Annotated in this window: 32 protein-coding genes and 5 pseudogenes; 27 read left to right on the top strand and 10 right to left on the bottom strand. The window is 34.7% G+C overall.

Annotated features, from left to right (window positions below; all coding sequences use genetic code 11):
• Window positions 1–13: 13 nt before the first annotated feature.
• The 9 genes from WKT13_RS03245 to WKT13_RS03205 all read left to right on the top strand — a co-directional run bounded on the left by WKT13_RS03245 (window position 14) and on the right by WKT13_RS03205 (window position 5,065).
• Window positions 14–730 carry a PD-(D/E)XK nuclease family protein gene (locus WKT13_RS03245; protein ID WP_340322815.1) on the top strand — a complete coding sequence of 239 codons (717 nt, stop codon included), beginning with the start codon at window positions 14–16 and terminating at the stop codon, window positions 728–730.
• Window positions 731–732: 2 nt separating this feature from the next.
• On the top strand, window positions 733–1,176 hold the full coding sequence (locus WKT13_RS03240) for a DUF3127 domain-containing protein (protein ID WP_340322814.1): 444 nt from the start codon (window positions 733–735) through the stop codon (window positions 1,174–1,176).
• A gap of 2 nt (window positions 1,177–1,178) precedes the next feature.
• Window positions 1,179–1,619: a hypothetical protein gene (locus WKT13_RS03235; protein WP_340322813.1), complete on the top strand. Its 441-nt coding sequence runs from the start codon at window positions 1,179–1,181 to the stop codon at window positions 1,617–1,619.
• A 2-nt stretch (window positions 1,620–1,621) separates the two neighbouring features.
• Window positions 1,622–2,053, top strand: coding sequence for a hypothetical protein (locus tag WKT13_RS03230; protein WP_340322812.1), 432 nt, complete (start codon window positions 1,622–1,624; stop codon window positions 2,051–2,053).
• Between the two features lie 2 nt (window positions 2,054–2,055).
• Window positions 2,056–2,793 carry a hypothetical protein gene (locus tag WKT13_RS03225; RefSeq protein WP_340322811.1) on the top strand — a complete coding sequence of 246 codons (738 nt, stop codon included), beginning with the start codon at window positions 2,056–2,058 and terminating at the stop codon, window positions 2,791–2,793.
• 183 nt (window positions 2,794–2,976) lie between these two features.
• Window positions 2,977–3,435, top strand: coding sequence for a hypothetical protein (locus tag WKT13_RS03220; RefSeq protein WP_340322810.1), 459 nt, complete (start codon window positions 2,977–2,979; stop codon window positions 3,433–3,435).
• Window positions 3,435–3,911, top strand: coding sequence for a recombination protein NinG (locus tag WKT13_RS03215; RefSeq protein WP_340322809.1), 477 nt, complete (start codon window positions 3,435–3,437; stop codon window positions 3,909–3,911). The genes WKT13_RS03220 and WKT13_RS03215 overlap by 1 nt, the downstream gene beginning before the upstream one ends.
• 156 nt (window positions 3,912–4,067) lie before the next feature.
• Window positions 4,068–4,547, top strand: coding sequence for a Panacea domain-containing protein (locus tag WKT13_RS03210; protein ID WP_340322808.1), 480 nt, complete (start codon window positions 4,068–4,070; stop codon window positions 4,545–4,547).
• Window positions 4,523–5,065, top strand: a complete 543-nt coding sequence (locus WKT13_RS03205; protein ID WP_340322807.1) for a hypothetical protein — start codon at window positions 4,523–4,525, stop codon at window positions 5,063–5,065. The genes WKT13_RS03210 and WKT13_RS03205 overlap by 25 nt, the downstream gene beginning before the upstream one ends.
• Window positions 5,066–5,277: 212 nt before the next feature.
• On the opposite strand, the gene WKT13_RS03200 is transcribed toward WKT13_RS03205, so the two are convergent.
• Complete coding sequence (locus WKT13_RS03200) at window positions 5,278–5,535, bottom strand: helix-turn-helix domain-containing protein (protein WP_340322806.1); 258 nt, start codon at window positions 5,533–5,535, stop codon at window positions 5,278–5,280.
• 182 nt (window positions 5,536–5,717) lie between these two features.
• Here WKT13_RS03200 and WKT13_RS03195 point away from each other — a divergent pair, with 182 nt between their 5' ends.
• From WKT13_RS03195 to WKT13_RS03135, 13 genes and pseudogenes are all read left to right on the top strand, one after another.
• Window positions 5,718–6,044, top strand: a complete 327-nt coding sequence (locus tag WKT13_RS03195) for an SH3 beta-barrel fold-containing protein (RefSeq protein ID WP_340322805.1) — start codon at window positions 5,718–5,720, stop codon at window positions 6,042–6,044.
• A 2-nt stretch (window positions 6,045–6,046) separates the two neighbouring features.
• On the top strand, window positions 6,047–6,292 hold the full coding sequence (locus WKT13_RS03190; protein ID WP_340322804.1) for a hypothetical protein: 246 nt from the start codon (window positions 6,047–6,049) through the stop codon (window positions 6,290–6,292).
• 67 nt (window positions 6,293–6,359) lie between these two features.
• Window positions 6,360–6,920 carry an NUMOD4 domain-containing protein gene (locus WKT13_RS03185; RefSeq protein ID WP_340322803.1) on the top strand — a complete coding sequence of 187 codons (561 nt, stop codon included), beginning with the start codon at window positions 6,360–6,362 and terminating at the stop codon, window positions 6,918–6,920.
• Between the two features lie 7 nt (window positions 6,921–6,927).
• Window positions 6,928–7,053: pseudogene (locus tag WKT13_RS03180) on the top strand (DEAD/DEAH box helicase); the annotation flags it as partial.
• A gap of 4 nt (window positions 7,054–7,057) precedes the next feature.
• A complete protein-coding gene (locus WKT13_RS03175; RefSeq protein ID WP_340322802.1) occupies window positions 7,058–7,903 on the top strand; it encodes a hypothetical protein in 846 nt (281 codons plus the stop codon).
• A gap of 1 nt (window position 7,904) precedes the next feature.
• Window positions 7,905–8,489: an nSTAND3 domain-containing NTPase gene (locus WKT13_RS03170; protein WP_340322801.1), complete on the top strand. Its 585-nt coding sequence runs from the start codon at window positions 7,905–7,907 to the stop codon at window positions 8,487–8,489.
• Window positions 8,490–8,771: 282 nt separating this feature from the next.
• Window positions 8,772–9,227, top strand: a complete 456-nt coding sequence (locus tag WKT13_RS03165) for a PcfK-like family protein (protein ID WP_340322800.1) — start codon at window positions 8,772–8,774, stop codon at window positions 9,225–9,227.
• A 4-nt stretch (window positions 9,228–9,231) separates the two neighbouring features.
• Window positions 9,232–10,503 (top strand): PcfJ domain-containing protein, encoded by a 1,272-nt coding sequence (locus WKT13_RS03160; RefSeq protein WP_340322799.1) that lies wholly within the window; start codon window positions 9,232–9,234, stop codon window positions 10,501–10,503.
• Window positions 10,504–10,508: 5 nt separating this feature from the next.
• Window positions 10,509–10,715 carry a hypothetical protein gene (locus tag WKT13_RS03155; protein ID WP_340322798.1) on the top strand — a complete coding sequence of 69 codons (207 nt, stop codon included), beginning with the start codon at window positions 10,509–10,511 and terminating at the stop codon, window positions 10,713–10,715.
• 124 nt (window positions 10,716–10,839) lie between these two features.
• The gene (locus WKT13_RS03150) at window positions 10,840–11,553 is read left to right on the top strand and encodes a hypothetical protein (protein WP_340322797.1); all 714 of its coding nucleotides are present in this window, start codon (window positions 10,840–10,842) and stop codon (window positions 11,551–11,553) included.
• Window positions 11,554–11,656: 103 nt separating this feature from the next.
• The gene (locus WKT13_RS03145; protein WP_340322796.1) at window positions 11,657–11,893 is read left to right on the top strand and encodes a hypothetical protein; all 237 of its coding nucleotides are present in this window, start codon (window positions 11,657–11,659) and stop codon (window positions 11,891–11,893) included.
• Between the two features lie 194 nt (window positions 11,894–12,087).
• Window positions 12,088–13,011, top strand: coding sequence for a hypothetical protein (locus WKT13_RS03140; protein ID WP_340322795.1), 924 nt, complete (start codon window positions 12,088–12,090; stop codon window positions 13,009–13,011).
• A gap of 107 nt (window positions 13,012–13,118) precedes the next feature.
• Window positions 13,119–13,670 (top strand): hypothetical protein, encoded by a 552-nt coding sequence (locus WKT13_RS03135; RefSeq protein WP_445323556.1) that lies wholly within the window; start codon window positions 13,119–13,121, stop codon window positions 13,668–13,670.
• A 31-nt stretch (window positions 13,671–13,701) separates the two neighbouring features.
• Here the strand turns inward: WKT13_RS03135 and WKT13_RS03130 are convergent, their stop codons facing one another.
• Window positions 13,702–13,902: a hypothetical protein gene (locus tag WKT13_RS03130; protein ID WP_340322793.1), complete on the bottom strand. Its 201-nt coding sequence runs from the start codon at window positions 13,900–13,902 to the stop codon at window positions 13,702–13,704.
• Window positions 13,903–14,055: 153 nt separating this feature from the next.
• On the opposite strand from WKT13_RS03130, the gene WKT13_RS03125 reads away from it, so the two are divergent.
• The 4 genes and pseudogenes from WKT13_RS03125 to WKT13_RS03110 all read left to right on the top strand — a co-directional run.
• Entirely contained in the window at window positions 14,056–14,493 is a 438-nt protein-coding gene (locus WKT13_RS03125; RefSeq protein ID WP_340323104.1) for a hypothetical protein, read from the top strand.
• 166 nt (window positions 14,494–14,659) lie between these two features.
• A pseudogene (locus tag WKT13_RS03120) lies at window positions 14,660–15,018 on the top strand (antirestriction protein ArdA).
• A gap of 282 nt (window positions 15,019–15,300) precedes the next feature.
• Window positions 15,301–15,521, top strand: a pseudogene (locus tag WKT13_RS03115) (DUF3873 family protein).
• Window positions 15,522–15,531: 10 nt separating this feature from the next.
• A pseudogene (locus WKT13_RS03110) lies at window positions 15,532–15,816 on the top strand (DUF7258 domain-containing protein); the annotation flags it as partial.
• 140 nt (window positions 15,817–15,956) lie between these two features.
• On the opposite strand, the gene WKT13_RS03105 reads toward WKT13_RS03110, so the two are convergent.
• From WKT13_RS03105 to WKT13_RS03070, 8 genes and pseudogenes are all read right to left on the bottom strand, one after another.
• On the bottom strand, window positions 15,957–16,940 hold the full coding sequence (locus tag WKT13_RS03105) for a response regulator (protein WP_340322792.1): 984 nt from the start codon (window positions 16,938–16,940) through the stop codon (window positions 15,957–15,959).
• A complete protein-coding gene (locus WKT13_RS03100) occupies window positions 16,937–18,346 on the bottom strand; it encodes a GHKL domain-containing protein (protein ID WP_340322791.1) in 1,410 nt (469 codons plus the stop codon). The genes WKT13_RS03105 and WKT13_RS03100 overlap by 4 nt, the downstream gene beginning before the upstream one ends.
• Window positions 18,347–18,474: 128 nt before the next feature.
• Window positions 18,475–18,713: pseudogene (locus WKT13_RS03095) on the bottom strand (TraQ conjugal transfer family protein); the annotation flags it as partial.
• A gap of 159 nt (window positions 18,714–18,872) precedes the next feature.
• Window positions 18,873–19,310 (bottom strand): hypothetical protein, encoded by a 438-nt coding sequence (locus WKT13_RS03090; protein ID WP_340322790.1) that lies wholly within the window; start codon window positions 19,308–19,310, stop codon window positions 18,873–18,875.
• 195 nt (window positions 19,311–19,505) lie between these two features.
• The gene (locus tag WKT13_RS03085) at window positions 19,506–21,647 is read right to left on the bottom strand and encodes a putative phage abortive infection protein (protein ID WP_340322789.1); all 2,142 of its coding nucleotides are present in this window, start codon (window positions 21,645–21,647) and stop codon (window positions 19,506–19,508) included.
• Between the two features lie 31 nt (window positions 21,648–21,678).
• On the bottom strand, window positions 21,679–22,047 hold the full coding sequence (locus WKT13_RS03080) for a hypothetical protein (RefSeq protein ID WP_340322788.1): 369 nt from the start codon (window positions 22,045–22,047) through the stop codon (window positions 21,679–21,681).
• A 38-nt stretch (window positions 22,048–22,085) separates the two neighbouring features.
• Window positions 22,086–22,826 (bottom strand): TRADD-N-associated membrane domain-containing protein, encoded by a 741-nt coding sequence (locus tag WKT13_RS03075; RefSeq protein WP_340322787.1) that lies wholly within the window; start codon window positions 22,824–22,826, stop codon window positions 22,086–22,088.
• A 16-nt stretch (window positions 22,827–22,842) separates the two neighbouring features.
• Window positions 22,843–23,148 (bottom strand): helix-turn-helix domain-containing protein, encoded by a 306-nt coding sequence (locus tag WKT13_RS03070; protein WP_340322786.1) that lies wholly within the window; start codon window positions 23,146–23,148, stop codon window positions 22,843–22,845.
• A 174-nt stretch (window positions 23,149–23,322) separates the two neighbouring features.
• Here WKT13_RS03070 and WKT13_RS03065 point away from each other — a divergent pair, with 174 nt between their 5' ends.
• Complete coding sequence (locus tag WKT13_RS03065; RefSeq protein WP_340322785.1) at window positions 23,323–23,610, top strand: hypothetical protein; 288 nt, start codon at window positions 23,323–23,325, stop codon at window positions 23,608–23,610.
• Window positions 23,611–23,623: the final 13 nt, after the last annotated feature.

The raw sequence follows: 23,623 nt of genomic DNA, 5'->3' as shown, positions 1-23,623 counted from the left end.
ACCTCTTATCCGTGTGACTCAGATTGAAACATTCAGACGTTGGTTCAGACAATCAGAGTTTGACTACGAGATACCCGAACAGTCCGTTATTGACTGCATAACGCAGAAATTCGTTGGCAATGATTACACACGTATCGGTACTGCCTTTCATTCTATAGTGGAGACAGGCCAGCCTTATTGTGTTAAAGTCCCTGCCGGTATCCGCACATTCATGTTTCGCGGTAAGCCTGTTGAGGAACAAGTGCCATGTGGACGCAAGTTTGATATTGAAGGTCATGAAGTCACACTGGATGTACCGCAGTGTAAGGTCGCACTGGAATATCGTGCTGAACATCCGCAGGCGTTTCACGAGATACGTGAGTACATGGATTTCGGGGATGCAGTAGTTACGGGATGTGCTGATATGATTGATGGTCTGGAAATCAGAGATATAAAGACGAAATACAGCGTCCCGAACGATAAGGATTACGCGGACTCTTGCCAATGGCGTTTCTATATGCAGCTCTTCGGAGCTGATGTTTTTCACTTCGATTTGTTCATCTTTGACGGATACAATCCTGATAAGCATGGTGGCGATGTGAGAGGTATTCCTCTCACACGCCGTGAACCTATAACTGTTTACCGCTACCCAGGATTGGAACAGGACAATCTAAATCTGTTGCATGAATTTCTGCAGTGGGCCGAGGACAGAGATCTTGTAAAATATCTTACAAATAAATCAATCAGTTGATTATGGCAAATACAATTACAGGGCGTATCTATAGGATCACGCCAACAGAAAGCATAGCCACAAAGAAGGGTACGACTTTCATGAAACGTCAATTAATAATTGATGCATCGAGATACGACCCATATACTGGCGAGAAAAAGTTTGACAATTTCCCTGCCTTTGAGGTTGGAGGCGAGGAGTTGTGCAGACTGCTTGAGGGGTATCGTACTGATGAGCTGGTAACTGTGTCTTTTGATCTTAATGGTCGCGAGTTTTTAGACGAACAGTCACAGCAGACAAAGTATTTCACCACGGTGCGAGCATATAAGGTTGAGCGCGTACAGCGCGGTCCGGTAAGCCAACAACAGAGAACGCAACAAACGGCATCTGTGCCCAAACTTGATTATGGGCATTCTGCACCTACGATGGAAGCAGGCTTTAAACAAAATGATGATCTGCCGTTTTAATTATGAGTATTTTCAATTTACAAAACGAGTATGAGATACCTAAGTTCAAAGCATACGTAAACAAGTTGTTCCAAGAACGTGCGATTGTGGAGGTAAAAAAGAAACTTCCGAATCGTACACTTGCACAGAACAGCTATTTGCATCTGCTTTTAGGGTATTTCGGTAGTGAATACGGTTGCAGTCTTGAAGAGGCTAAAATTGACTTTTACAAAAGGACCTGCAACCGTGATTTGTTTGAGAGAAAGACTGTCAACAAAAAGGGTAAGGAAGTAACCTATCTGAGAAGTTCTGCTGAGTTGACAACAGGTGAGATGATTTTGAGTATTGATCGTTTCCGTAATTGGAGCGCATCCGTCGCAGGAATATACTTGCCTGCTGCCAACGAACAACAGATGCTAATTTTTGCACAACAAGAAATCGAACGCAATAAAGACTTTATTTGATTATGGACAAATTTTTAGGACAAGACATTCCAGAGAAGGAACGATGGCAGTTTCTTCAAGATAATGCAGACGCGATAGAGAGAATCGGATATACGCATCGATTCACGCCAGATGAACTTGCACAAAAGAAAGAAGTGCTTGCAGAAGTCTCTATCTCCATCAATGATATTGAAGTGGAGAAAAAGGAAGCTATGCAAGAGTTCAAAGAACGCCTAAAACCATTAAACGAAGAAAAACAAGAACTTTTAGACCACATCAAAAGGGGAACTGAGTTCGTTGACAATGAAGAATGCGCCAAGATTCTCTATCATGACGAAAAAATGGCTGGCTTCTATAACAGACTGGGCGAATTGGTATATAGCCGCCCTATCATGCCACAAGAAATGCAGAAGACAGTATTTAGTATTAACCGTAAAACAGGAACAGACAATTAATTATGAGTGAGAACAAAATCAACTTGATTGTACCGAAAGACTATAATGGTACGCCTATCGAAGTAGTATTAAGAGAAGGACAAGCTGCAAAACCGCTTGATCCGAAAGAGCCTAAAAAAGTTTCAATTGCCGGAACCATTGAAGCACCATTCAAATGGCTGGAAAAGCGTATTGTATTAATTAATCAGAAAGCATCAAATATCATTGTCAATCGTGATAAGATGGGATTGGCTTTGACCATTGATGAGACCAACTACTATCAAACTGAAGTCTGTGGCTTTCTGATAACCTCAAAAGAAATGCAGGAGTTCGGCATCAACACCGAGAAGAAATGGGAACCGATCAAGCTGTCTCAGTTTTTTAAGATGCATCGTGCCTTCTTCAAGGATAAGTCTGAGAACATGATGCTTGTGTCCACTTTGAAGAACTTCAAGGCAAAGGTTAATCAGGATATAGAGCGCAGCAAGGAAGAAAATGGAAGCAAGACAGACAATTATTCACAGGTTGTAGATTCCAATCTTCCTAAATCGTTCAAGCTCAATATTCCTCTTTTCAAGGGCTTTGCCTGTGAAGAAATAGAAGTTGAGATTTATGCAGACGTTGATGGCCGAGATGTTTCTCTGTCCTTGGTCTCTGCAGGTGCAAATGAGACTATTGAAGAATACAAGAACAAAGTGATCGACGAACAGATTGAAGCGATCAAAGGTGTTGCCCCTGATATCGTAATCATCGAAGTATAATTGACAGCCCGGAAAGACGGGCATACGGGCGCAAGCACAGGACGTGCTTTAGAGTGGAGTAATTGCGCAATATCTTCATGAACTTGCTTCATTGAATTAGCTAATATATGGGGCAAGTAAAACCATGATGGTTGGGCGGGTTCGATTCCCGCTGCGTCCACAAATAATCTCAAAATAAAGAATATGGAAACGAAAAAAATAACTAAGACTGTTTACATCGCTAATGATGGAAAAGAGTTTTTGACGAAAGAAGATTGCGAAAAACATGAGACTTTTGTTGAAAAAATACTTTCACGTATTAAGTATTTCTGTATCAGATGCCATCCTGATTTAACAGAAACAGGATATTTCCAGCATAAAATATATGTGGCTGTGTTTTCTAAAAATGGAATATTCAGTAAAGAAATCGCATTTCAATGGGCTTTAAAGAAGTTTGGTACTTACTTAGGGGAAAGCGTAATGGGATATGGTTTTCAACCCCATTTTAATGTAAGTGATGTTTCTAAAGAAGAATATGAAGAATGCTCCCCAACAGTATGGGGAGGCACACCATTGAAAAGCGAAAAAATATTCCTCAGCCCTGAACCAATACAGGGTTTTCCTGATAATATTAATTATATAAAAGAATGGGGATTTAAATAATGCCGTACTATATCAAGAAGCCTAAAAAGAAGAAAGAAAAACCATTGCCGTTATTTGATAGGGCAGGGATTAAGATCAAAAAGAAGCCGGATTTAAAGGCGAAGCTCGACAAAGAGTTCTCCCTTTTTATCCGGCTTCGCGATTGTATGCCAAACGGCTTTTTCCGCTGTATTTCATGCGGACAAATAAAGCCGTTTGAGCAGGCTGACTGTGGACACTATTTCAGTAGGACACATCTTGCCACAAGGTATGACGAGAAGAATTGTAATGCTGAATGTCGGCACTGCAACAGATTCAAGGCGGATCATCTGGAAGGATATCGTGTGAATCTGATTGCCAAAATCGGACAGCAGGCTTTTGATATGCTCAAACTGAAAGCAGCCCGCACATCAAAAATGAGCGACTTTGAATACGAGCAGCTTATCAAATACTATAAAGCTATAAACAGAAAACTAAAAAGAGAGAAGGGATTATGAGTTATGTTTTACGAGATTACCAGCAGAAGGCAACGTATAAATAACTAAATGTTAAACTTTGTGGTGCAAACATAAAATTGACTTATATCAATGTCTTATATGGCAAATATTATGTAACTTTGCAAATGGAAAAGAGCTATATGCCAAAATCCGACAATGAAACTTACGAGTATTAATTACGCTAGGCTGATAGCGTGGCTTGCATTTAATAAGCACCGCATCACATTGAACAGGACACAATTGCAGAAAATCCTGTTTGCTTGTTATGGTTTATATTTGGCAGAACATAAAGATAAGTATCTTTTCAGTGACGATAAGCCACAGGCCTGGCCGTTTGGTCCAGTGTTCCCACGTTCATACAATAGATATAATAGCATTATTGGCTGTGAATTGACAACGGAAGAGAAAGAGGAATTTCTAAAAGATACAGACACACTCAAAAGTATTGTTGCAATAACAGACGAATTATGTTATTACACTGCTAAAAGCCTTACAGCTTGGTCTCATCAACCTGACACTCCTTGGTCAAAAGTAGTTATTAAGGATGGTAAGGTTCGTTGGAGGACAGAACTTGATGATAATGACATTAAAGAATATTTTGGTAGCGGTGCATGGAAACAGGGCCTAAAGAATTGAAAAATACTGATGGAATTTTTGATGAACAAGTAGGTATTGGAGCATCAAAAGAATGCAAATGGAAATATGGTGGTTACTATATAGCCATAGCCATAAAAGAGTTCTTTTTCGGTAAGACAAAACCAAAACCCAAACAAGGACATGACACGTTTACCAGTGTTGCAGAGACAATAGTAGCTAATTTTAATGACAGTGATAGAATACAAGAAAGTTTGTTAAAATCGACGAAGGAACTTCTACATCAACAACGTATGCTTGAAGACACTCACGCACGTCGTAGACTGGAAAGATGGGCTACAAGGGTAATTGCATGGTATCTCATAATAGTCTTGATAGTTGTAGTTCTTAATAGCATAATTTCTGCTATTGCCAACATAGAAGGGGGCTTTATAAGTGGAGGTATCATGGCCGCTATACTTACGACAACAACAGTTAACATCATAGGTCTTGGTTTAATTGTTTTGAAAGGACATTTTCCTAATAATCAGAAAAAAGACATAGAAGAAAATGATAAATAACAAATATTTTCAGTTTACACAAGGCGGTCTGCTTCACTGCGGTTCGCCTTTTTTGTTACAGTGACGTTTCATACGCTGTGTCTTGTCTTATAATTTGATTTTATTCAAATATACGCTCTTTTATTTTGGGCTATATATAAACATTGCAATAGATTTTAATGATATATTTTATGTGTTTTGGATTGGGGGCGTTGTGAAACGCTCTCTTTCTTTTATTCTTTGATTTTTAACTCAAGTGGTGTACCACATTTAGGGCAAACTAAAGAATTTCCTGTATGCTGAATTTCTTCAGGTGAAGCAAAGAGTTGCCACATTGGTACATTTAGGGCTTTTGCTATTCTCTCAAGAGTTTCTTGTGATGGATTGCCTGCTAATGTTTTTACTATAGATATTCTTGTGACACCCAATTTGTCGGCTAACTCTTGTTGAGTTATACCTTTCTCTTTCAAAATCTCTTTTATTCTATTCATAATCATGTGCTTAAATTATTACAAATATACCCTTTTATAATGATATGTATAGTTATGTTTATACTAATTAGTGTTAAAAGGATAATTGAATATACACTTTTTCTTTGAAATGAATAATTAAAATTATACATTTGCACTATCAAAGTAAACGAACTAAGTATAACACATAAAATATAAGTAGTATGAGCACAAAATTTAGAAGTCAGATGAAAGAGGTTATGCAAATGGCATGGTCATTTGTACGCAAGAACGGTTATTCAATGAGTGAAGCGTTGAAATGTGCATGGACTAATATCAAACTTCGTGCATTGCTTCATAAGAAAGTGGTTGAGTTCTATTTCAAGAAAACAGACGGCACGCTGCGCCAGGCTTTCGGTACTTTAATGAGTGGCAGAATACCTGAAACAAAGGGTACGAAGAAAACGGCAGATAACTGTCAGGTGTACTTCGATACAGAAAAGAACGAATATAGATGTTTTAAGAAGTGTAACCTTATCAAAATTGCATAACTATGAAAAAGAAAAGTAGGGCAACCATTGAATTAGAATGTTCAAATCCGTATTCGATACCTGTATTTGAAGATTTTGTAAATGAGATACAAAAGCGTTTTGATGTTGAGAAGAATGCCAAGAACGAAGCGTATTCTTTCATTATACAAATGGGGCTTATGGACCAGTTCAGGGATTTTGTAAGGCATTATAAAGGTATAGATCATCATGAGGCCTGTGTGGGCATGTTGGCTACACAAATATTATAATTTTCTCACATGATTATAGGGCGGTCGGTATAGACCGCCTTTAATTCACTTTTAAACAATAATAATTATGGACGAAATTTGGAAAGATATTGAAGGGTACGAAGGTTTGTACCAAGTATCAAATTTAGGCAGAATACAATCTTTGCCAAGAGTAAACTTATGCGTAAATAGAACATACCTTAGAAAAGGTAAGGTTCTAAAAGGCTCATCTGATAAAGATGGTTATTTATGTGTGCATCTTAGCAAAAATGGTGTTGAGCATAAGTTTCTTGTGCATAGGCTTGTCGCTAAACATTTCATACTTAACCCGAATAATTATCAGCAAGTAAATCATAAAAATGAGATTGTAAATGATAATAGAGTTGTAAATCTTGAATGGTGTGATTGTGCATATAATATTCGGTATGGAACAGGTATAAAACGCAGGGCTAAATTGCAAACGAATAAGCATGGTGCAAAAGCAGTCTTGCAATATACATTGGATGGTGAATTTGTCAGAGAGTTTCCATCCACAATGGAAATAGTTAGAACTTATGGATTTAGGCAGTCGCATATAAATGAGTGCTGTCTTGGAAAAGCAAAATCATCTTATGGATATGTATGGAAATATAAAAAAGATGGGACGTGACAAATGCGTCCCAGACCTCTGTGGTAACATCAAACGCTTTGGTGAAGTAAAGGATCTTCGTCTTGTAGACGGTGGTAATGGAAAATGGGCCGTGTATTCAAAGGGACGACAATTAACCAATGTGAGATTCTAATATTATGGAAGGATATATAAAACTAAGCCGCAAGTTCTTCTCGAATGATATGTGGAATGAAGCCCGGACTTTTAGCAGTTGCGAAGCGTGGCTTGACTTGATTCAGTCAGCACGATTTGAGGCAACGCCCCGTATGGAGAGTATCGGAGGTCGAGAAGTCTCTTATACAAGAGGACAATATCCTGCATCTATAAGATTTTTATCAAGACGTTGGCACTGGACAGAAAGAAAGGTAAGGACTTTTCTTGCTTTCTTGAGAAGAGAAAATATGATAACACTCTCTCAGGAACAAGGTATGAACATAATAACCTTGGTTAAATACAATGAGTACAACGGCACTCCTTCTGACACAAGTGGTGACACAGCAAATGACACAGGCTGTGACACAACTATTGTGCAAGAAATCAGCAAGTTACGTTTGCAAGTGACACAACTAACGACACAGCTATTGACACAACCGGTGACACACCTACAAAATGAGACAGAAGAGCGACACACGGGTGACACAAAGCAAATAAAAGGAAAGAATAATATTAAAGAAAACTCTACTAACGTAGAGCCAAAGAAGGCCGCGGCTAAAGCCGCTACTCTCTCAAGAAAAAATGTTTTTTATCAGTCATTGGTTTCTTTTGTTGGACAATATCCGAAAGAAATGATCAGAGCTTTCTTTGATTATTGGAGTGAGTTAAACAAATCAGAAACGAAGATGCGCTATGAATTGGAAAAAACATGGGAACTGTCAAGAAGGTTATCTGCATGGGCAAATCGGGAACGTATGTATACAAAAACCGATACTGGTGTGACCTTAAAAGATAATTCAATTGAAAAATATAAAGATAAAGGTTGGTAATATGCAACAGATTGATTTTCAACAGACAATAGATCGCTTGAAAGATACGGGCTTCTTCTCTATTCCTAATACCGTACAGGTATCTATTACTGATGCTAAAGAAGTTCTCTGGGCAGGTATCAAATATTTCACCAGGGAAAATGCCAAATGGCTTCCTGAGTACGATGAAGTGGTTAGATGGTTGACAGACAATAATGGCCGTGGCCTTCTGTGTTTCGGAAACTGCGGTCGAGGAAAGACCCTTATCTGCGGCAAGATTCTTCCTCTACTCCTGAACCATTATTGCGGAAAGGTGGTAAACTGCTATGATGCCCAGCAAATGAACGCCGATTTGGACGCTGTGAAGCAAAAACACATCATCTACATAGACGATATCGGGACGGAATGTTTAAGCGTAAAATACGGCGAAAAAAGACTTGCTTTTGCAGAGTTGACTGATGAGGCTGAAAAGAAAGGCAAACTTCTTATTCTGACTACAAATTTATCTATAAACGAGTTACGGGAAAAATATGGGGAACGAACTGTCGATCGGTTGAAAGCGATAACTAAAACTGTCCTTTTCAGTGGTATAAGCCTTAGAAAATGAAAAGCATGATTATGAATACAGATTTTATTTTTTTAGAATATGTAGACAGCTTTGAATTCTGTACTGTAGAAGAAAAGAAACAGCTGTATTATATGATCCTCGAAGCATTTAAATGGGGACAAAGAGTATGAAGATAACTATTTGAAAGTATTGTAATAATTTATTATGCGATGCTTATCCTATATAGGTTATTTGTGATATGTTAAACGGTAAATAGAGGAAATTTAGGAAAGATTTCCTCTATTTAGTTTTTGCTTATAATGTAATCATTAAACTATTATTATGAACAAAGAACAAAATACTGTCAGGGATGTAATTAAGGCATATCTTGATGAACGGGCAAAAAACGATGAACTTTTCGCGCAAAATTATGCGAAGAAGAACAAGAATATAGACGAGTGTTTAGAGTATGTCATTGGAGAAGCCAAGAAAAAAGGGAATGCAGTTTATATGACCGATGCTGAAGTGTTCGGGCTGGCGGTCCACTATTATGACGAGGATGATATTAAGATAAACAGACTGCCGGAAGAAACTAAGGTGAGTGCATCGGTTCCGGCTGTTGAACTTTCTGAGGAAGATAAGGCGAAAGCCTATGAGCAGGCTGTTAATGAATACCGCCAGCTGTGTATTGGCCGGATGAAAGCTGCAGAACAGGAAAAAGCAAGGAAACTTGCTGAACGCCGAAAAGCCGAGAGAGAAAAAAGCCATACTTTGCAGCCGTCATTATTTGAAATTTAAAACTATGAGGCCAAGAAATAAACGTGAAAAGTTGGTGGCCGAATTAAGCAGCAGGCTGCCGGCTATAACAGAAGCTCAAATACGATGGGGAAAGAAACACTGCTTCCCACATAATGCTTACCGTTGTAAGGATGAAATGTGGTGTAGTGAATGTGGAAGAATATGGATCGATTTAACCGGACAGAAAGATGGTTATATACGGTGTCCTTACTGTGGTGAACGTATTGCTATTAAGTCCAGCAGAAAGAAAAGGTTTTGTCAGTATGAATACATGACAATCGTCACAGTTGTAAATGAATTCCAGATCCTTCGACATGTGGAAATAAGTAAGTATAGAAATATAAAGACGGAAGAAATGTTTTATCATACGGAGGAAGTCTGTCAGCAGTGGATAACTGAAGACTTGAAAGAAACCGTGATGGCCAAGCCGATGAATATGGGAGGAAACGCATGGATATATACACAACCAATAAGCATCAAAAATAATTATGACTATTATGGGTATAAATGTTATGATTTGCATGGAAAGATATATCCGAAAGTAAATTTGCTTCCTATACTTCGAAGAAATGGACTTCGCACGTCTTTCCATAATATTACTCCAGCCGTGTTGATACGTTCACTTCTTGGGAAAAGTGAATATGCAGAAATGTTGTTGAAAACACATCAGTATAAAATGCTGGAGTTCTATTTGCATCGAGGTAAACTTTCTCATCCGTGGGCTGTCAATATCTGCAATCGTAACGGATATACCATTAAGGATGGTTCTATGTATGATGATTATCTACATTTACTTGATTATTTTCACCTTGATACACATAATGCTAAATACGTGTGCCCAAAGAGTTTGAAAAAAGAACATGACCGGCTCATGAAAAAGAAAAGTATCAGGGAGGAAAAAATCCAGGAGAAAAAACGTATCGAGGAAGCTCGGAAATGGGAAGATACCTACATGGAACAGAAAGGACGTTTTTTCGGAATCTGCTTCGGTAACGATAATATTGTGATATCGGTCATCAGTTCCGTTGCCGAAATGGCCGAAGAGGGTGAAAAGATGCACCATTGTGTATATTCTTGCGGCTATTACAAGAAGAAAGAAAGCCTTATACTATCCGCAAAGGATAAGTCCGGGAATCGCATTGAAACCATAGAATTAAGCCTAAAAACATTCAAGATCGTACAGAGTCGTGGAGTATGTAACACTAACACGCCGATGCACGATGAAATAATAGATTTGGTAAACAAGAACATCAACCTAATAAAAAAAGTAGCATAGATAATATGGAAGCAAATGAAAATATAGAAATTAATTGGGAGCAGCGGCGTTATGAGATAGCAAAAGAAATGCTTGCTGCAATATACCTCGATGACGGAAACGCAGAAAGAGCAGATGATTCTGAATTAGGATTTGAATTTAAGTCACTACAAGGTTCTGCAAGGGAAGCTGTAAGATTTGCTGATGCACTTATTGAGGAGTTAAAGAAATGAATATATGGGTGCAGAAAAAATTCTGCAAATAGTGAAATTCCCGCGGAATTCCGCAACAATTCTGCGGAATAATTTCAACATAAAAGTACGTAATAGATATTAACAATGAAAATAAACATATAATATGCAAATAATAAATAATACAAAACATACACAGATATTAGTTGAAAAAAGTCGGCAGGAATATGCTGCAACTTTGTACGCTGCTGCTGCACTTGCACATATTGCAATTATTGTGGCTGGTGACGCAGTAGATGAATTGCAGGAAAATTGTGCATCGCTCGTAAGACATCAGGTTCGTAGATCTGTATGTTTGATACCTAAAGAAATATCCAAACTGAATAAAGCAATAAATGCACAGATGAAAGGAGACAAAGAAAGTATATGGATGTGTGATTTCGGTAACGCTGCATACAGTATAATAGAACCACATTGCAAGAAATTACATGTGGCAATATCGAATTTCCTTGGCAAATATCCCAAAGTTGTGGACCGGCAGACCTTTGCCTCTGTTATTATTGCGCAGTCGTTAGCAGGTGAAGCTAAGACGTATGTTGATAATGTCAGTAAGAAGTTTGTGGAATATAATGTTATCGGCAAGGATGGATATAAGTACAGTGCACAGGCTGTTGTTCAAAGTTTGTCGTGTGCAGCTCTCCGGCATCATCTTACGGTCATTGCAGATGGCTTGTTGACTCCATGTTTGCCAAAAGACACAAATATATTGTCTGATCCGGCTATATATTGCGGATGTAAGGCTATTATTAATTGCCTTATAAATCCAAAGACATGGGCTGAGGCTCGCGAGAAAGCAGAAAAATTCAACAATTTAAATTAAAGACAAAGTAATTATGGATTTAAATAATCTTAGAAGCTGAGCCTATAAAACTCGTAACGATTGTGGGTGCTGTTATTGTCTAAATCATAATTAATATTTTGTCATGAACGAAGTATTTATAGCATGTACAATAATTTGGCTTCCTTTTATAGTGTTAGGCATCTGTGCTTTTGTGAAATATCTCCATTGGAAACCTGAGTCAGGTAAAAAGGAAGTGATTAATCCTTTTGAGGAATCTGACAAGCTTATAGAACATGCGAAGGAATCATACTTTGATATGATGGAGGAAAAGGAGCGTATTGGTAGAGAAAGAGCTAACTCTTCAGAGTCTAATTGGTAATATTTAAATGAAAGCTATATCCATCAAACAGCCGTGGGCGAGATTTATAGCTCATTAATAGTGCTTTAGTTGAATTTTTCATACTAACTCTATGATTTTCTAAAATATTTTTGTATTTATGCAATAATTACGTATTTTAGTAACAATCGTAAGATAGAGTTAATTTATGGTTTATTATATCAACTATTATTACAATGGAAAACAAGAAAGGACAATGTTTTATTATTACTCCTATAGGAGATAATGGAACTGAAACAAGAATGAAGGCTGATGGTGTAATTGAAGCTGTTATAAGGCCTGTCTTAGAGGAGTTAAAATTTGATGTAATATCTCCAAAAGAACTAAGTAATCCTGGCTCTATTACAGATACAATTTTTAATTATATTACTAATTGTGAATTGGTTATAGCGAATATGACAGGGCTAAATCCTAATGTTATGTACGAATTGGCGATTAGACATGCAGTTGGTAAACCTGTTGTATGCATTATTGAAAAGAATGAAAAGCTTCCATTTGATATACAAGGAGATAGATTGATTCCTTATACTGATAATATGTTCGGTGTTAATAAACTAAAGGAAGAACTTTTAAAGCATATTAATGAAGCAATTAATGATCCAAAGATTAATAATCCTTTTTTTAGGGCGTTAAATCATAATGTGGATATTTCAGAACTGATAGCTGAAAGTCAAAGGAGTAATAAAGATAAAGGGGATTTGAAATTGATGTTAGATCGAATCATTAATATTGAATCTATATTATCAATCAACGGAAGGAAAAATAATTGGGAACAACCTATTGAATATAGAACCTCAATAGATGTATTGCTAGGTGAAAAAAAACAAACTATTATAGTTAGTTTTACAGAAGATGATTCTGTACAGGATGTCCTTAATAAAATTTATTTTAAGATAGATAAATATGTAGATGCTTTTAAATACATGCAAACTTGGATTTTAAGGGAAAAAGTTCTAGGAACTTACATGGTTATGTATGAGATTACTAATCTTGTGCCTGCTAAATTTATATTTTCTCCTTCTCAAAGTTGGGAAGTTGTAAGCTGTGATTGTCCATATAACCCTGCCGAATCTAAATTTTTGGGGGGATTACATCATTAGAATGGTAATCTTACTGACAGCCCTTGTCAGTGCTTTGTGAATACCCGGTAACTGCTTTGTGGCAGTTATCGGGTATTTTATTTTCAACCAATTAAAACCAACCAATTATGAACCTGAACGTATTAAGAGATAAAGCCTACCGTAACGCAGTTGTCCACGGATGGCACGAAGAAAACCTGAGTAATGAACATTTCCTTTGCCTGGTCATATCCGAACTGATGGAAGCGGTGGAAGCAGACCGGAAAGGAAGACATGCCGATAGAGAATCTTTCATAAAACATTATGAAGATGAAGAACCGCATGACAGTGCAAATTTTATGTACAGTTTTACTCGGTTTATCAAAGGAACTGTCGAGGAAGAACTTGCCGATGCCTGCATCCGGCTACTGGATTTTGCAGGATTGAGAGAATATGATTTAGATAGTTTCGACTATGAAGGAAGCGATACAGAAGATTTCTCCGAAATGAGTCTTACGGAATCAATGTATAGAATCTGTGTATATGCCACGGACAGATCATACGGCAAAGATATTTGTATCCTTTTGAATGAGATATTCGCATTCTGTCGCAGCAGGAACATTGCTATATTTTGGTATATAGAACAGAAGATGAAGTATAATGAATTGCGTCCATATAAACACGGAAACAAAAAATATTAATTAGAGTATTATTTTCTTGGATATATTTTATTTATTTGAATAGAGAGATAATTGATACAACCAACGCTAAAAATGCAATAATTGTATTAAGAATAATAAGTCTTTTTGATAGTTTTGCATCTCTTATTTGTCCTTCTATAAAACGACGTTGATTTTTTTTGTCTATTATATCTCTAGCAGATCCCCAAAATTCAAGATCATTGAAATTATTTTTTTGATTATTATTTCTCATAAATCTTAATTTTTGATTTTGTATTCGCAAAAATTATACCAAAAATTAATGATGATTATTTAGATAAAAAAAGGAGCCAGCCCCATGATAGAAGACCAACTCCACGCACGATTATGTCACAAAAATAATATTTATTTTTTAAATAACCATATCATGACAAAAGAATTTTCATCAATCATGGAGTTGAAGGCTATTCGTGAGCAGAAATCAAGATTATCAGAACGTGAACAGGAATTATCATTACCGATATTGACCGATCTGTCGCTCATCCAGGAGCTTTATCAATGGTTTAAAGAAATCCTTTCAGGAATGGATTGTCCGCCAAACCCAGATAGCGTTACTCAGCGTAAGAAGTTTCTTTTTATAATTCTGTTCCTGTTCGCTCCTAGTGTGTTGGCTGGTGGACGGTTGCCGAATGGTATCCGAGCCGAGATAGCCCATGTATTCCCAGATGTTTCACCCTGTGTTATATCAAATAATATCGCTGATGTTTCATTTATTTACCAGCAGTATAAGGATTTCCGGCAAGATATAGAATTTATTTACAATCAGGTCTTAGAACGGTTGAAGATAACAGGAGTGATAAAGTAAAGAGACAGGAGTATCCACTTCCTGCTTTTTTTGAAGCACTCGAAACGAAAACGACCTAAGCGACAGAAAGACATATTAAAAAATGTCGGATAAACGGGGGCTTATAAGGTTGGAAAAACATCTTCCTCAACTCTTGAATCCGCGTAAAACTTAAAATTTATAGGAAATGGAAACGGAAACATTATCGGAAGCAAGAGTTTAGGTAGGCGCTTATGGCAAATACAACAACGGTTCATTGTTCGGAGGTGGCTTGACATGTCGGACTATTCGGACAAGTAAGATTTTTACGAATTCTACCGGGAGTTTCTCAATGACAAGGAGGATGCGGACGACTTTGTACGGGATTTTCAAGACGAATATCAGGGACAATATGATGACGAAGAAGATTTCGCCTATCAAATCGTGGAAGAATGTTACGACCTGCCGGAGTTCGCAAAAACCTATTTCGACTGCAAACCGTTTGCCCGTGATATGTTCATGTGTGACTATTGGTTTGATGACGGGTTTGTATTCCGAACGGCTTAAACGACCATTCGGGCGGGGTTAAAAGTCCTGCCCGAATAAACAGAGAAACGATGAAACGGAAAAGCATTTATAAAATCATCCTGCGGATGTTATTGTTCTGCCTTGTGTGGCGGCTCGCCTGCACTGCCAGAGCAATCACGGTGGTAACGGCATACCCTGTACTTCGTGCCGTATGTTTTCTGCTCCGGGTTTGCCTGTCTGCGTTTTATGCGTTGTGCGTGACTCTTTTTTCCTACTGTTGCTTTCCCTATTGAGTATATAACGAATAAAAAACAGAACATCATGCAATCATTGAACAGAAACGGGGTGAGCATCACCCAAGTACCGGGAGAGGAAAAGTTTGTAAAATACCGTCCGGTCGCATTTAAGGGACGGATATTTTACCTGTACGACTATTGCCACACGGACAGGGATCTTTTTCCACAGTGACTAAAACACTGGCTGAGTGCCGCCACAAGCGGGATAAGTGGATAGAGAAGAAAGAACAGGGTAATAACAGATAAAATTAAGGGTATGAAAACGACAGAAGTAAACAAGAACCTAATAGGCAGACGTTACGAGTGTATTTCTACGAGAATGATGGTAACGGGCGTTATCGAGGACATCGAGGAAAACAATTATTCTGTAAATGTGAAAGTGCGTTTCGATGAGGCGAAGCAGTGGGGCGATGATTTGTACACGGAAGATTGGGCATGGGGACGCAAGACGGCCGAGTTCGGCACGCTATACCATTTGCGACTGTTGGCAGACGAACCGGACTTTCAGACAATGACATTAGTTTTCGGTGAGCCTATCAGCTAGATATACCGCAATGTTTTTGAAGATGTTTCCACGTGGGGCGTTTTTCTCTACAAAGTTAATAAACACAAACTACAAAAGTGTAAGTTTTCCTAATTAAAATAATCGGTGTTTTTATCACCGATTATTTTAATGCAATATTATATAGCTATTTTTTCAGTATTAATTTCTCGTTTGCTACCATCTGAGTAATATATTCTTACTCTAGTAGCAACATAAGGAACTCGTTTATAAACTTCCATTGGGACAATTTCAATATGATTACAAATTCTACAAGTTTTACGAAGAAGTATTCGGAATTGGATATATATAGGAGTATATTCAAAAATTTTTTTTACAGCACTTTTCCCTTCTTCTACACCGTCTTGAAGTTTATATATTCTTTTGTTTCTTTCTGTTTTTTTTGAACGTCTTTTATTTGTAACAGTTTGCTGATTAGATAAAATCGAATTTATTTCAGTTTTCAATGTTGGTAAAACTTTAGAAGTAAAAGAATGAAGATTATTTGTTTTTATTTCAAAGCTATCTTGTATGATAAGTTCATCTTCATATTCATAAGAGTCCTCTACTTCTTCTTCAGATGCAGATAGTTCAAATTTCAGTTTCCATTTTTGGTCGAAAATATAATTCTCACAAAGTTTTTCTACAGAAATTATTTCATAGATTTTTGAAAATAAACGATTTTTGTAAATATTCCAACGGTATAAAGGTATTGGTGTATTTTGATTTTTAGCTAATCCAACCTCATACGCAGCCAAAGCAGAAATGACTTTATTGGGAAGTATTTGGATGTCATTCTTTTCTACACAATCAAAATATCCTAAAGTTGACATTGCATATCTAACTTCTTTTCTATCGGCCTCTCCAGTAAGCATTAGCGCAACAATATACGGATTGATTTTCTTAATTTCTTTATAAAGTTCTGTCCCATTCATTGCAGGCATTCGTTGATCAAGAACTACAATTTTTATTGATTCTTGACGGATAATTTGCAATACAGTGCTAGGATTTGACTCTGAAATCACTGGTATTTTTAATTTAGTTTCAATTAGTTCTGCAAAAGTTTTTGCAGCATCTTCATCGTCATCTACTACTATAATTTGAAAATTTCTATTTTGAGTCATGATTCTTTTGTAATTATAGGAATTTCAAAAAATATTTTATTATCTTTTTTATAAAAAACTAGTTTTCCTGCCTTTCTTGATGCTAAAAGATGCCTTACTGTAAATAATCCCATCCCTCTATGATTTTCTTTAGTAGAAAATCCTTCTTTCTCTAAATTAGAGATTTCAATATTCTCTGAATATGTATTACTTATTTTAATAATACCTTCCGATTCAATAACTTCTATTACATTGTTTTCTTTGGAAGCTCTTACTGCATTAGCTAAAATTGGCAAAATGGTGGATAGTATGTAATAATTACTTACTCCATCATATTTATCTTGAACATCAATATGGATAGATACATTTTTACCTCCCCGATATACTTCAAATGATTCTTTAATTAAATCCCTTAACAAAGAATTATCAGACGATATCGAACAAAGAAATATTTCACGATAAGTTTGCAAAATTCCTTTACATATATTTACAGAAGACTTTATTCTAATAATGTATTGATTAATTTTATCTCTATTGTTGTTTTTTGGTGTTAGAAGACCTTGTATAAGGTCACATGTTGTTTCTATAGTAGCTAAAGGTGTTGCAATAAAATGTGTTAACTCTCTTACTAATATTTGATTGGTAACAGTCATTGGCTTTATATCTATAGTTTCAAATTTTGCAGATAACATTGCTATGTTAGTTTCAAGTTTTCCTATCATTTCCACTATTATTTTATCTGTTACAGAAACTTTACCATTGCTGTTGAACACATTATGAAATTTTAATCTAGCAAAATCTTTTGATAAACTTTGAATACTTAGTACTACATCATTATGTTGCTGAGCCATATTTTGAGAAAGTTCCTCTATGGAACGACGCATTAATGCATTTTCCATTGAAGATGTAACAGTAGTTCTGTTTGCTGTTTTTTCATTGGTTGGCACATTTATATAATGAACTTCTTTACGTCGTAAAAGCAAGGCTGTAATAATAAAAATAGCAGCTAATGGAATCCAAAAAGTAAATAGAACCGTTGGTATATCTACGTTTAATTTTGGAAATAAATCAACTTTACTTACCGTAACTTCATTTCTATAAAAGAAAAATAAAATAGCTAATAAACTGCTCAAAAAGGAACTTAATATATAGTGAATATTTTTTCTAATATTATATAATGATATTAGGACATGTATTAAAAATAGTACACCAAGTATAATATGCCAACTATATATCAGAGAATCTCCATCTATAATATTTATTCCAACGATAGGAATAAAACCTGATAATAAAATTGAAAGAGTAAATAAATAACTAGTATTTCCTTCTTTCGAATTATCAGAAAGATTTATAATGGCTATAATAAAAGGCACCAGTATGAGTAAGCATATTATTACAAATAATATCCAAATATAAACATTCATCATAATACAATAACCAATTGATTAATACAATAACACTTTGTTTTCTTGCAAAGTTACAGAATAAATTGTGACTATAAACAAGATATGTACTTTTTTATTGAAAACGAGGGGGCATATCTTGAATATTGTTATTAGGATTTTTCTTTATCATTATTGAACGAGAATGAAGCATGCAGCATCAGCCCGAAGCTGTCGATGATATAGATGTCAATCGTCTGCTGGTCGGTCGATGCCGATGTGTAGTAGATCCGGAATGTTTCTTTCTCCAGCGGATAAAGTTCATTGGCTAGAACACCGTACTGTTATCCATTTCCTGCTTTCCTTTGCCGTCAGGTTGGAAATAGTGTATCTGGTAGGTCGTAGGCGTAAATACCAATTGGAAAACATATCATCGGCTGACTGAAAAGTGTACCATTAAATAAAAAGATGTCCCCAAAAATAAGAAATGCTTTATGAGGAGTCAGTCAACCATGGTAGTAACCAGACCTATTGTAGAAATAGAATAACTATATTTATTTAAAGCGGAGCGTTATGCTTCCGGCTTTATTTCATCTAAATATGTTTTAATTGCACAAAAGAACTCTATTATAAACTTATAGTCTACGTGTAAATTTAACATCTCATAATAATATCTCCATTTGATAAAATTATTTTTGCTTTCTAATAATGCTTTATGGAAATTCTCTGTTTTGTAAGAAGTGCATTGTATTATGGCTTCTTGCATTTGAGGACTTAATTTACCAAATAATATATGCAAGTCATGTCCATATGAAGGCTTTTTTTCATAAGCAAGTATGGCTTTTAACCCTACTTCACAAGCAATAGAAGATAAAATTATACATCCAATATAAAAATTTGCATTAGGTGTTATTGGGGCTCCTTTCCCGTGGCTTTTAATCATATCACAATATACATAAAAAGCTTGCCTTATATTTTTAAATGGGATTATTTCATTTTGTTTTTTCATATTTTTATCAAATGGAGGAAAATACTTAAACTGATTCTTCAATACATTATATAAAATCTTCTTTCTGAACAAGATTTCATAAGGGAAGATATAAATATTGTATTAATCCGGATATAGCACCAAATGGAATGATTGTAATCCCAAATTAATAATGTGACTCTATTAATGTATTAGTTAGATGTTCTTTCATGTTTTTTATTTCAATTCAAAAAACTTAATATTATGTTTATTATAAAGTTCAATTTCATCCTTGTAAACTTCTTCAGGAGTAATACCAATGAATTTATATGAAGGAGGCACATTTTTAATAAGTCTAAATCTAGGTATGAGTGCCATGCTTTCAATCCAAGAATATTCTTTATTTGAAGATGATTGCGTTTGATTTGGTTTATTCCATTTCTTTCCTACATTAGTCAAGCTGTTGTAATACAATAATACTTGTTCATAGTCTGAAAGTTGTGTCCGCAGTATTTTTACATATTCGTATTTTTCTTTTTCGTCTATTATGAGTTGTGATGTCGCAACCATTTTTACTATATGATATAATTGTCGAAAATACAATCCTAATGTCAGATTATGCCCTTTTAATAAATCAGACGGATAACATAATTTTCCATTATCAGGAAGCCCATCATGTTCTCTATTACGTGAAAAATATATATTAGGTGCATCATTAATATCATTACATAACAAGAAGATTTCTTGCTCACTCATTTCTTTCTTAAATGAGCAAACTTCATGGATCAACTCAAAGACTTTCTTATACAAATTTAATTCTTCATCCTTTAATCTATTGGTTACTTCTTCTCCATAAAAAAAAATATTATATGAAATGTCTATAAATAAATATCTTTCATCTTTATATTTTTCCACTATGTTTTTGTAGTTGTCCAATACTTTTATATCTGAAGCATAATATCTAAAGAAAAAACCATCAATTAATGAATAAAGAATAGAAACATAATTACAAAACTGTATCATAACTTGCCTTCCTTTTTTTCCATCACTTTCTAATTCTAGAAGATTCTCTTTATGTAAATGTAATAATTCGTAGAATTTACTTTCAAATCGTTCTTTTGCAATATCTTTCCTTTGTTGCTCATTAGCTTTAAACTGTACCCAGAACGCAAGAAAAGTAAGTATTGCTGCAGCTATCGCTACAAATGGCCCCATTATACCTCCTATGGTATCACCAATTTCTCCAGTATTACTAAAGTCCAGCCTTCCTGGCTGTGTAAATAATGCAGGGAAACAACATATAATGAAAATAAAAGTAATGAAGATGGATAAATACCACCAAAAATCCCGTGTAAAGGTTTTATTCTTTTTACTATTTTCTTTATCTTTCATATTCTGTATTTTTATGTATTTTTCTTCTCCATCAAGCATTTTATATAGTGTCTGATATATGTACCCGGAAAAAAATGTGATAATAATTGCTTGTAGTAAAAATATTAAACGGATAAATATATGAGTCTTATTCCCTGTGATATTTGAATTGAATATGTTATATATGATAAAATCTCCAAATGAAATAGTTAATTCATTTTCCAATATTGTATTATATTCATTTATTACATTCTGATATTTTTCTATTTTTTGATGAACTAATAAACGAAAGTCATTTCCATTAATACTATCGTTCTTTTGTATTGATTTCAATATAACCTTACTCGTTGGATGTGATATATTGTATGATTCGTTTTTTAGCAATATTCCAATATCCTCAGCATTATTTATCCCTTTAATGTAAACACCATTAGTTCCTGTGCCAGGAAAAGGCTTCTTTTCGTTTACTTTAATGTCTATGGTATCGCCATTTATAACAGTAAAATACAAATCATCAGTATTTGTATAGCCTAAATATTCTTTGTTTTTTAATTCTTCATATATACGATTATATTTTTCAACATATTTCTTGTAACATTTTATTTCCTTTGTTATATTAAGCATCTTATCTCTTGTCGAAGTTGTGACATAGTTATTTTCTATGTTGAATTTATCTTTATCATTAATGTAGATTAGATATTCTATAGATGATAAAATGAGAAATGACAATAATAAAAACGATAAACTATATAGAATTTTTCTGTGATTTGAAAGAGTACTCAAAGATTTGTTTTTCCAACTCTTTATTATTATGATTAATCCTAACGTAGATGCAATTAAAATAGAATATGCAATTATACTAATATACAATAAACTATACTTAAATACAGGGTAGGTGCTATCATATAGGAACAAGAATAAAATAAATACTCCCACAAAGCATAGAAGTATAAACCATAATCCTATACGATTCATTTTATAATATAATTTCCAATTAGGACGTTTCATTTATTATCTTTATTGTGCAGCAGCCGGAGCATTATGCTTCTGGCTGTTCTAAATCAATAACTTCAACGTTATCCTCTGTAGTTATATTGAGTGCATCAATCATCCACTGATATAACCTTGGGTTTTTACTTTTAGATCTTATTGCTGTATAAATAATGTGTGCTGGATATTTATTAATAATTTCTCCAAATCCATTAATGATTTCATGGCTATCTGATCCTGAATTAAGAATAATAATTTCATTTGAGTTGTTTTCCAAAATATAAATAACAGTGTTCCAATCATTTTTATTGATGATGTCTATAATAGTATGATTAGTCTTTAATTCATTGAATTTTTCATTAATATAATTTGATTTTCCTGCATTTTTACGTCCTTGAATTAAAATTATTTTTCTCATAATTCCTCCTATTTAAAAAAGTATTGTTTATATCATTTTTAATCTGTTTCATTGGTTTGTTTATCGCATATTTCTTTTGATATACTGGAATATGTTGAGTCTTTAAGCTCACGATTTTCTATTTTTGCAGCAATAACATTACCCATCAATATTTTGTGAGTATCAACTAATCTTGAATGAAATTCTTTTAGATTATCTGAAACAGTTGCATTTATTTTTAGATATAGAGCAGCAATATAATTAATCATTATTGCACTAATTCCACCTAATACTCCGGTTATTATTTTACTTGTATCATCTTTAGTATATTCTGTGATAAAATAAAATGTAGCTATTATTACGCCAAACCCCAATAATATGCAACAAATACCTAAGATAAAAATCCAAGAATTTTGTCTAAGATTCAGATCGTAATATTTCTTCAACTGATTATTGTGAAGTCTTAAAGTCTTCTCTGCATAACTAATTTCTGTTCCAATTTTAAACTTCTCAATATCAATACTAAGCTCAATCTCTTGTAGTCTATTTTCATATTGTTTGATTCTCTGATAATAGCCTGGTAAGATAGCGAAAGGCATTAATGCATATAATATGAATATATAATATGTTTGTCTATTTTCTAAGAAGTAAATAGCAATTGGTACTCCTATTGTTAAAAATATAGACATAAACCACATTAAACTATTGAGCCTTTTTAGTTTATCAAGTCTACTTTGTATAAATCTTTTTTGTTGTTGAAGTATTTCTAAAGATTCATTTTTTACATTATGTTCTTCCATAAACTTTCTCTTTAAATTAAACATCCAATTCCAATAACTTTTCCAAATCCTCGAATGAGTGTACCTCATATAGAGTTCCTTTCACTTTCACATAACCGTTAACGTCAGATTCGCATGTTGTGTTGGCACTGGTGATTTCTTCTCTAGACGCCAACAACTCCCAAACAGGTACATTCAACACAGAGGCGAATTTTTCCAGGGTCTCCACTAATAATTTCCCTGACAACTGTCTGCTGATCGCCTGGCGAGATACCCCCACCATATCTGCAAATTCATTTATAGATATGTTCTTTTCTTTCAGTACATCTTTTATTCTGTTCATAGGCATTATTTTCTGTTTACAAAGATACATATAATAAGATGTGTGTAAATAGTATTATTGCTTAAATAATATTAAGGCAATAAATATATTTACAAATTTCTTGTATATGTAAATAAAACTATTTACCTTTGCGCTATCAAACAATAAGTAATAACAATTTAAACACATACGATTATGAAGACAATAGAGAGAATGCTTGCAGATGAAATCTTAAAGAGTATTGACTATAATGAAGGGACATTCTTTGTCGATGCAGAAGATGATAAAAATCTGATAGAAGTTAATGGTCGCTATAAAGTAAAAGGATATTTCGAAAATACTGGGTTTTGCCATGAGATATGGATTACTACTGATGCTTCGGTGACTATTGATAAGGTAAGATCTTATGATAAGAATGATAATGAGGTAGAAGTAGAATGCGACATTGATGCTATTAAAGAATACGTAGAAAGTAATTTGTAACATTTTAACAACA

Origin of the sequence: Prevotella sp. HCN-7019, from assembly GCF_037890215.1 — a bacterium.
GTDB lineage: Bacteria > Bacteroidota > Bacteroidia > Bacteroidales > Bacteroidaceae > Prevotella.
This window is presented reverse-complemented; position numbering and strand designations above follow the sequence as displayed.

What these genes read in the sequence shown, in the direction of transcription:
- WKT13_RS03160 (WP_340322799.1), top strand. Translation starts at nt 9,232, where the DNA reads ATGAGGCCAAGAAATAAACGTGAAAAGTTGGTGGCCGAATTAAGCAGC.
- WKT13_RS03100 (WP_340322791.1), bottom strand. Translation starts at nt 18,346, where the DNA reads ATGATGAATGTTTATATTTGGATATTATTTGTAATAATATGCTTACTC.
- WKT13_RS03230 (WP_340322812.1), top strand. Translation starts at nt 1,622, where the DNA reads ATGGACAAATTTTTAGGACAAGACATTCCAGAGAAGGAACGATGGCAG.
- WKT13_RS03235 (WP_340322813.1), top strand. Translation starts at nt 1,179, where the DNA reads ATGAGTATTTTCAATTTACAAAACGAGTATGAGATACCTAAGTTCAAA.
- WKT13_RS03150 (WP_340322797.1), top strand. Translation starts at nt 10,840, where the DNA reads ATGCAAATAATAAATAATACAAAACATACACAGATATTAGTTGAAAAA.
- WKT13_RS03225 (WP_340322811.1), top strand. Translation starts at nt 2,056, where the DNA reads ATGAGTGAGAACAAAATCAACTTGATTGTACCGAAAGACTATAATGGT.
- WKT13_RS03065 (WP_340322785.1), top strand. Translation starts at nt 23,323, where the DNA reads ATGAAGACAATAGAGAGAATGCTTGCAGATGAAATCTTAAAGAGTATT.
- WKT13_RS03075 (WP_340322787.1), bottom strand. Translation starts at nt 22,826, where the DNA reads ATGGAAGAACATAATGTAAAAAATGAATCTTTAGAAATACTTCAACAA.
- WKT13_RS03240 (WP_340322814.1), top strand. Translation starts at nt 733, where the DNA reads ATGGCAAATACAATTACAGGGCGTATCTATAGGATCACGCCAACAGAA.
- WKT13_RS03140 (WP_340322795.1), top strand. Translation starts at nt 12,088, where the DNA reads ATGGAAAACAAGAAAGGACAATGTTTTATTATTACTCCTATAGGAGAT.
- WKT13_RS03165 (WP_340322800.1), top strand. Translation starts at nt 8,772, where the DNA reads ATGAACAAAGAACAAAATACTGTCAGGGATGTAATTAAGGCATATCTT.
- WKT13_RS03190 (WP_340322804.1), top strand. Translation starts at nt 6,047, where the DNA reads ATGAAAAAGAAAAGTAGGGCAACCATTGAATTAGAATGTTCAAATCCG.
- WKT13_RS03105 (WP_340322792.1), bottom strand. Translation starts at nt 16,940, where the DNA reads ATGACTCAAAATAGAAATTTTCAAATTATAGTAGTAGATGACGATGAA.
- WKT13_RS03195 (WP_340322805.1), top strand. Translation starts at nt 5,718, where the DNA reads ATGAGCACAAAATTTAGAAGTCAGATGAAAGAGGTTATGCAAATGGCA.
- WKT13_RS03070 (WP_340322786.1), bottom strand. Translation starts at nt 23,148, where the DNA reads ATGAACAGAATAAAAGATGTACTGAAAGAAAAGAACATATCTATAAAT.
- WKT13_RS03215 (WP_340322809.1), top strand. Translation starts at nt 3,435, where the DNA reads ATGCCGTACTATATCAAGAAGCCTAAAAAGAAGAAAGAAAAACCATTG.
- WKT13_RS03185 (WP_340322803.1), top strand. Translation starts at nt 6,360, where the DNA reads ATGGACGAAATTTGGAAAGATATTGAAGGGTACGAAGGTTTGTACCAA.
- WKT13_RS03135 (WP_445323556.1), top strand. Translation starts at nt 13,119, where the DNA reads ATGAACCTGAACGTATTAAGAGATAAAGCCTACCGTAACGCAGTTGTC.
- WKT13_RS03205 (WP_340322807.1), top strand. Translation starts at nt 4,523, where the DNA reads ATGGAAACAGGGCCTAAAGAATTGAAAAATACTGATGGAATTTTTGAT.
- WKT13_RS03170 (WP_340322801.1), top strand. Translation starts at nt 7,905, where the DNA reads ATGCAACAGATTGATTTTCAACAGACAATAGATCGCTTGAAAGATACG.
- WKT13_RS03175 (WP_340322802.1), top strand. Translation starts at nt 7,058, where the DNA reads ATGGAAGGATATATAAAACTAAGCCGCAAGTTCTTCTCGAATGATATG.
- WKT13_RS03125 (WP_340323104.1), top strand. Translation starts at nt 14,056, where the DNA reads ATGACAAAAGAATTTTCATCAATCATGGAGTTGAAGGCTATTCGTGAG.
- WKT13_RS03130 (WP_340322793.1), bottom strand. Translation starts at nt 13,902, where the DNA reads ATGAGAAATAATAATCAAAAAAATAATTTCAATGATCTTGAATTTTGG.
- WKT13_RS03220 (WP_340322810.1), top strand. Translation starts at nt 2,977, where the DNA reads ATGGAAACGAAAAAAATAACTAAGACTGTTTACATCGCTAATGATGGA.
- WKT13_RS03155 (WP_340322798.1), top strand. Translation starts at nt 10,509, where the DNA reads ATGGAAGCAAATGAAAATATAGAAATTAATTGGGAGCAGCGGCGTTAT.
- WKT13_RS03080 (WP_340322788.1), bottom strand. Translation starts at nt 22,047, where the DNA reads ATGAGAAAAATAATTTTAATTCAAGGACGTAAAAATGCAGGAAAATCA.
- WKT13_RS03085 (WP_340322789.1), bottom strand. Translation starts at nt 21,647, where the DNA reads ATGAAACGTCCTAATTGGAAATTATATTATAAAATGAATCGTATAGGA.
- WKT13_RS03090 (WP_340322790.1), bottom strand. Translation starts at nt 19,310, where the DNA reads ATGAAAAAACAAAATGAAATAATCCCATTTAAAAATATAAGGCAAGCT.
- WKT13_RS03210 (WP_340322808.1), top strand. Translation starts at nt 4,068, where the DNA reads ATGAAACTTACGAGTATTAATTACGCTAGGCTGATAGCGTGGCTTGCA.
- WKT13_RS03145 (WP_340322796.1), top strand. Translation starts at nt 11,657, where the DNA reads ATGAACGAAGTATTTATAGCATGTACAATAATTTGGCTTCCTTTTATA.
- WKT13_RS03200 (WP_340322806.1), bottom strand. Translation starts at nt 5,535, where the DNA reads ATGAATAGAATAAAAGAGATTTTGAAAGAGAAAGGTATAACTCAACAA.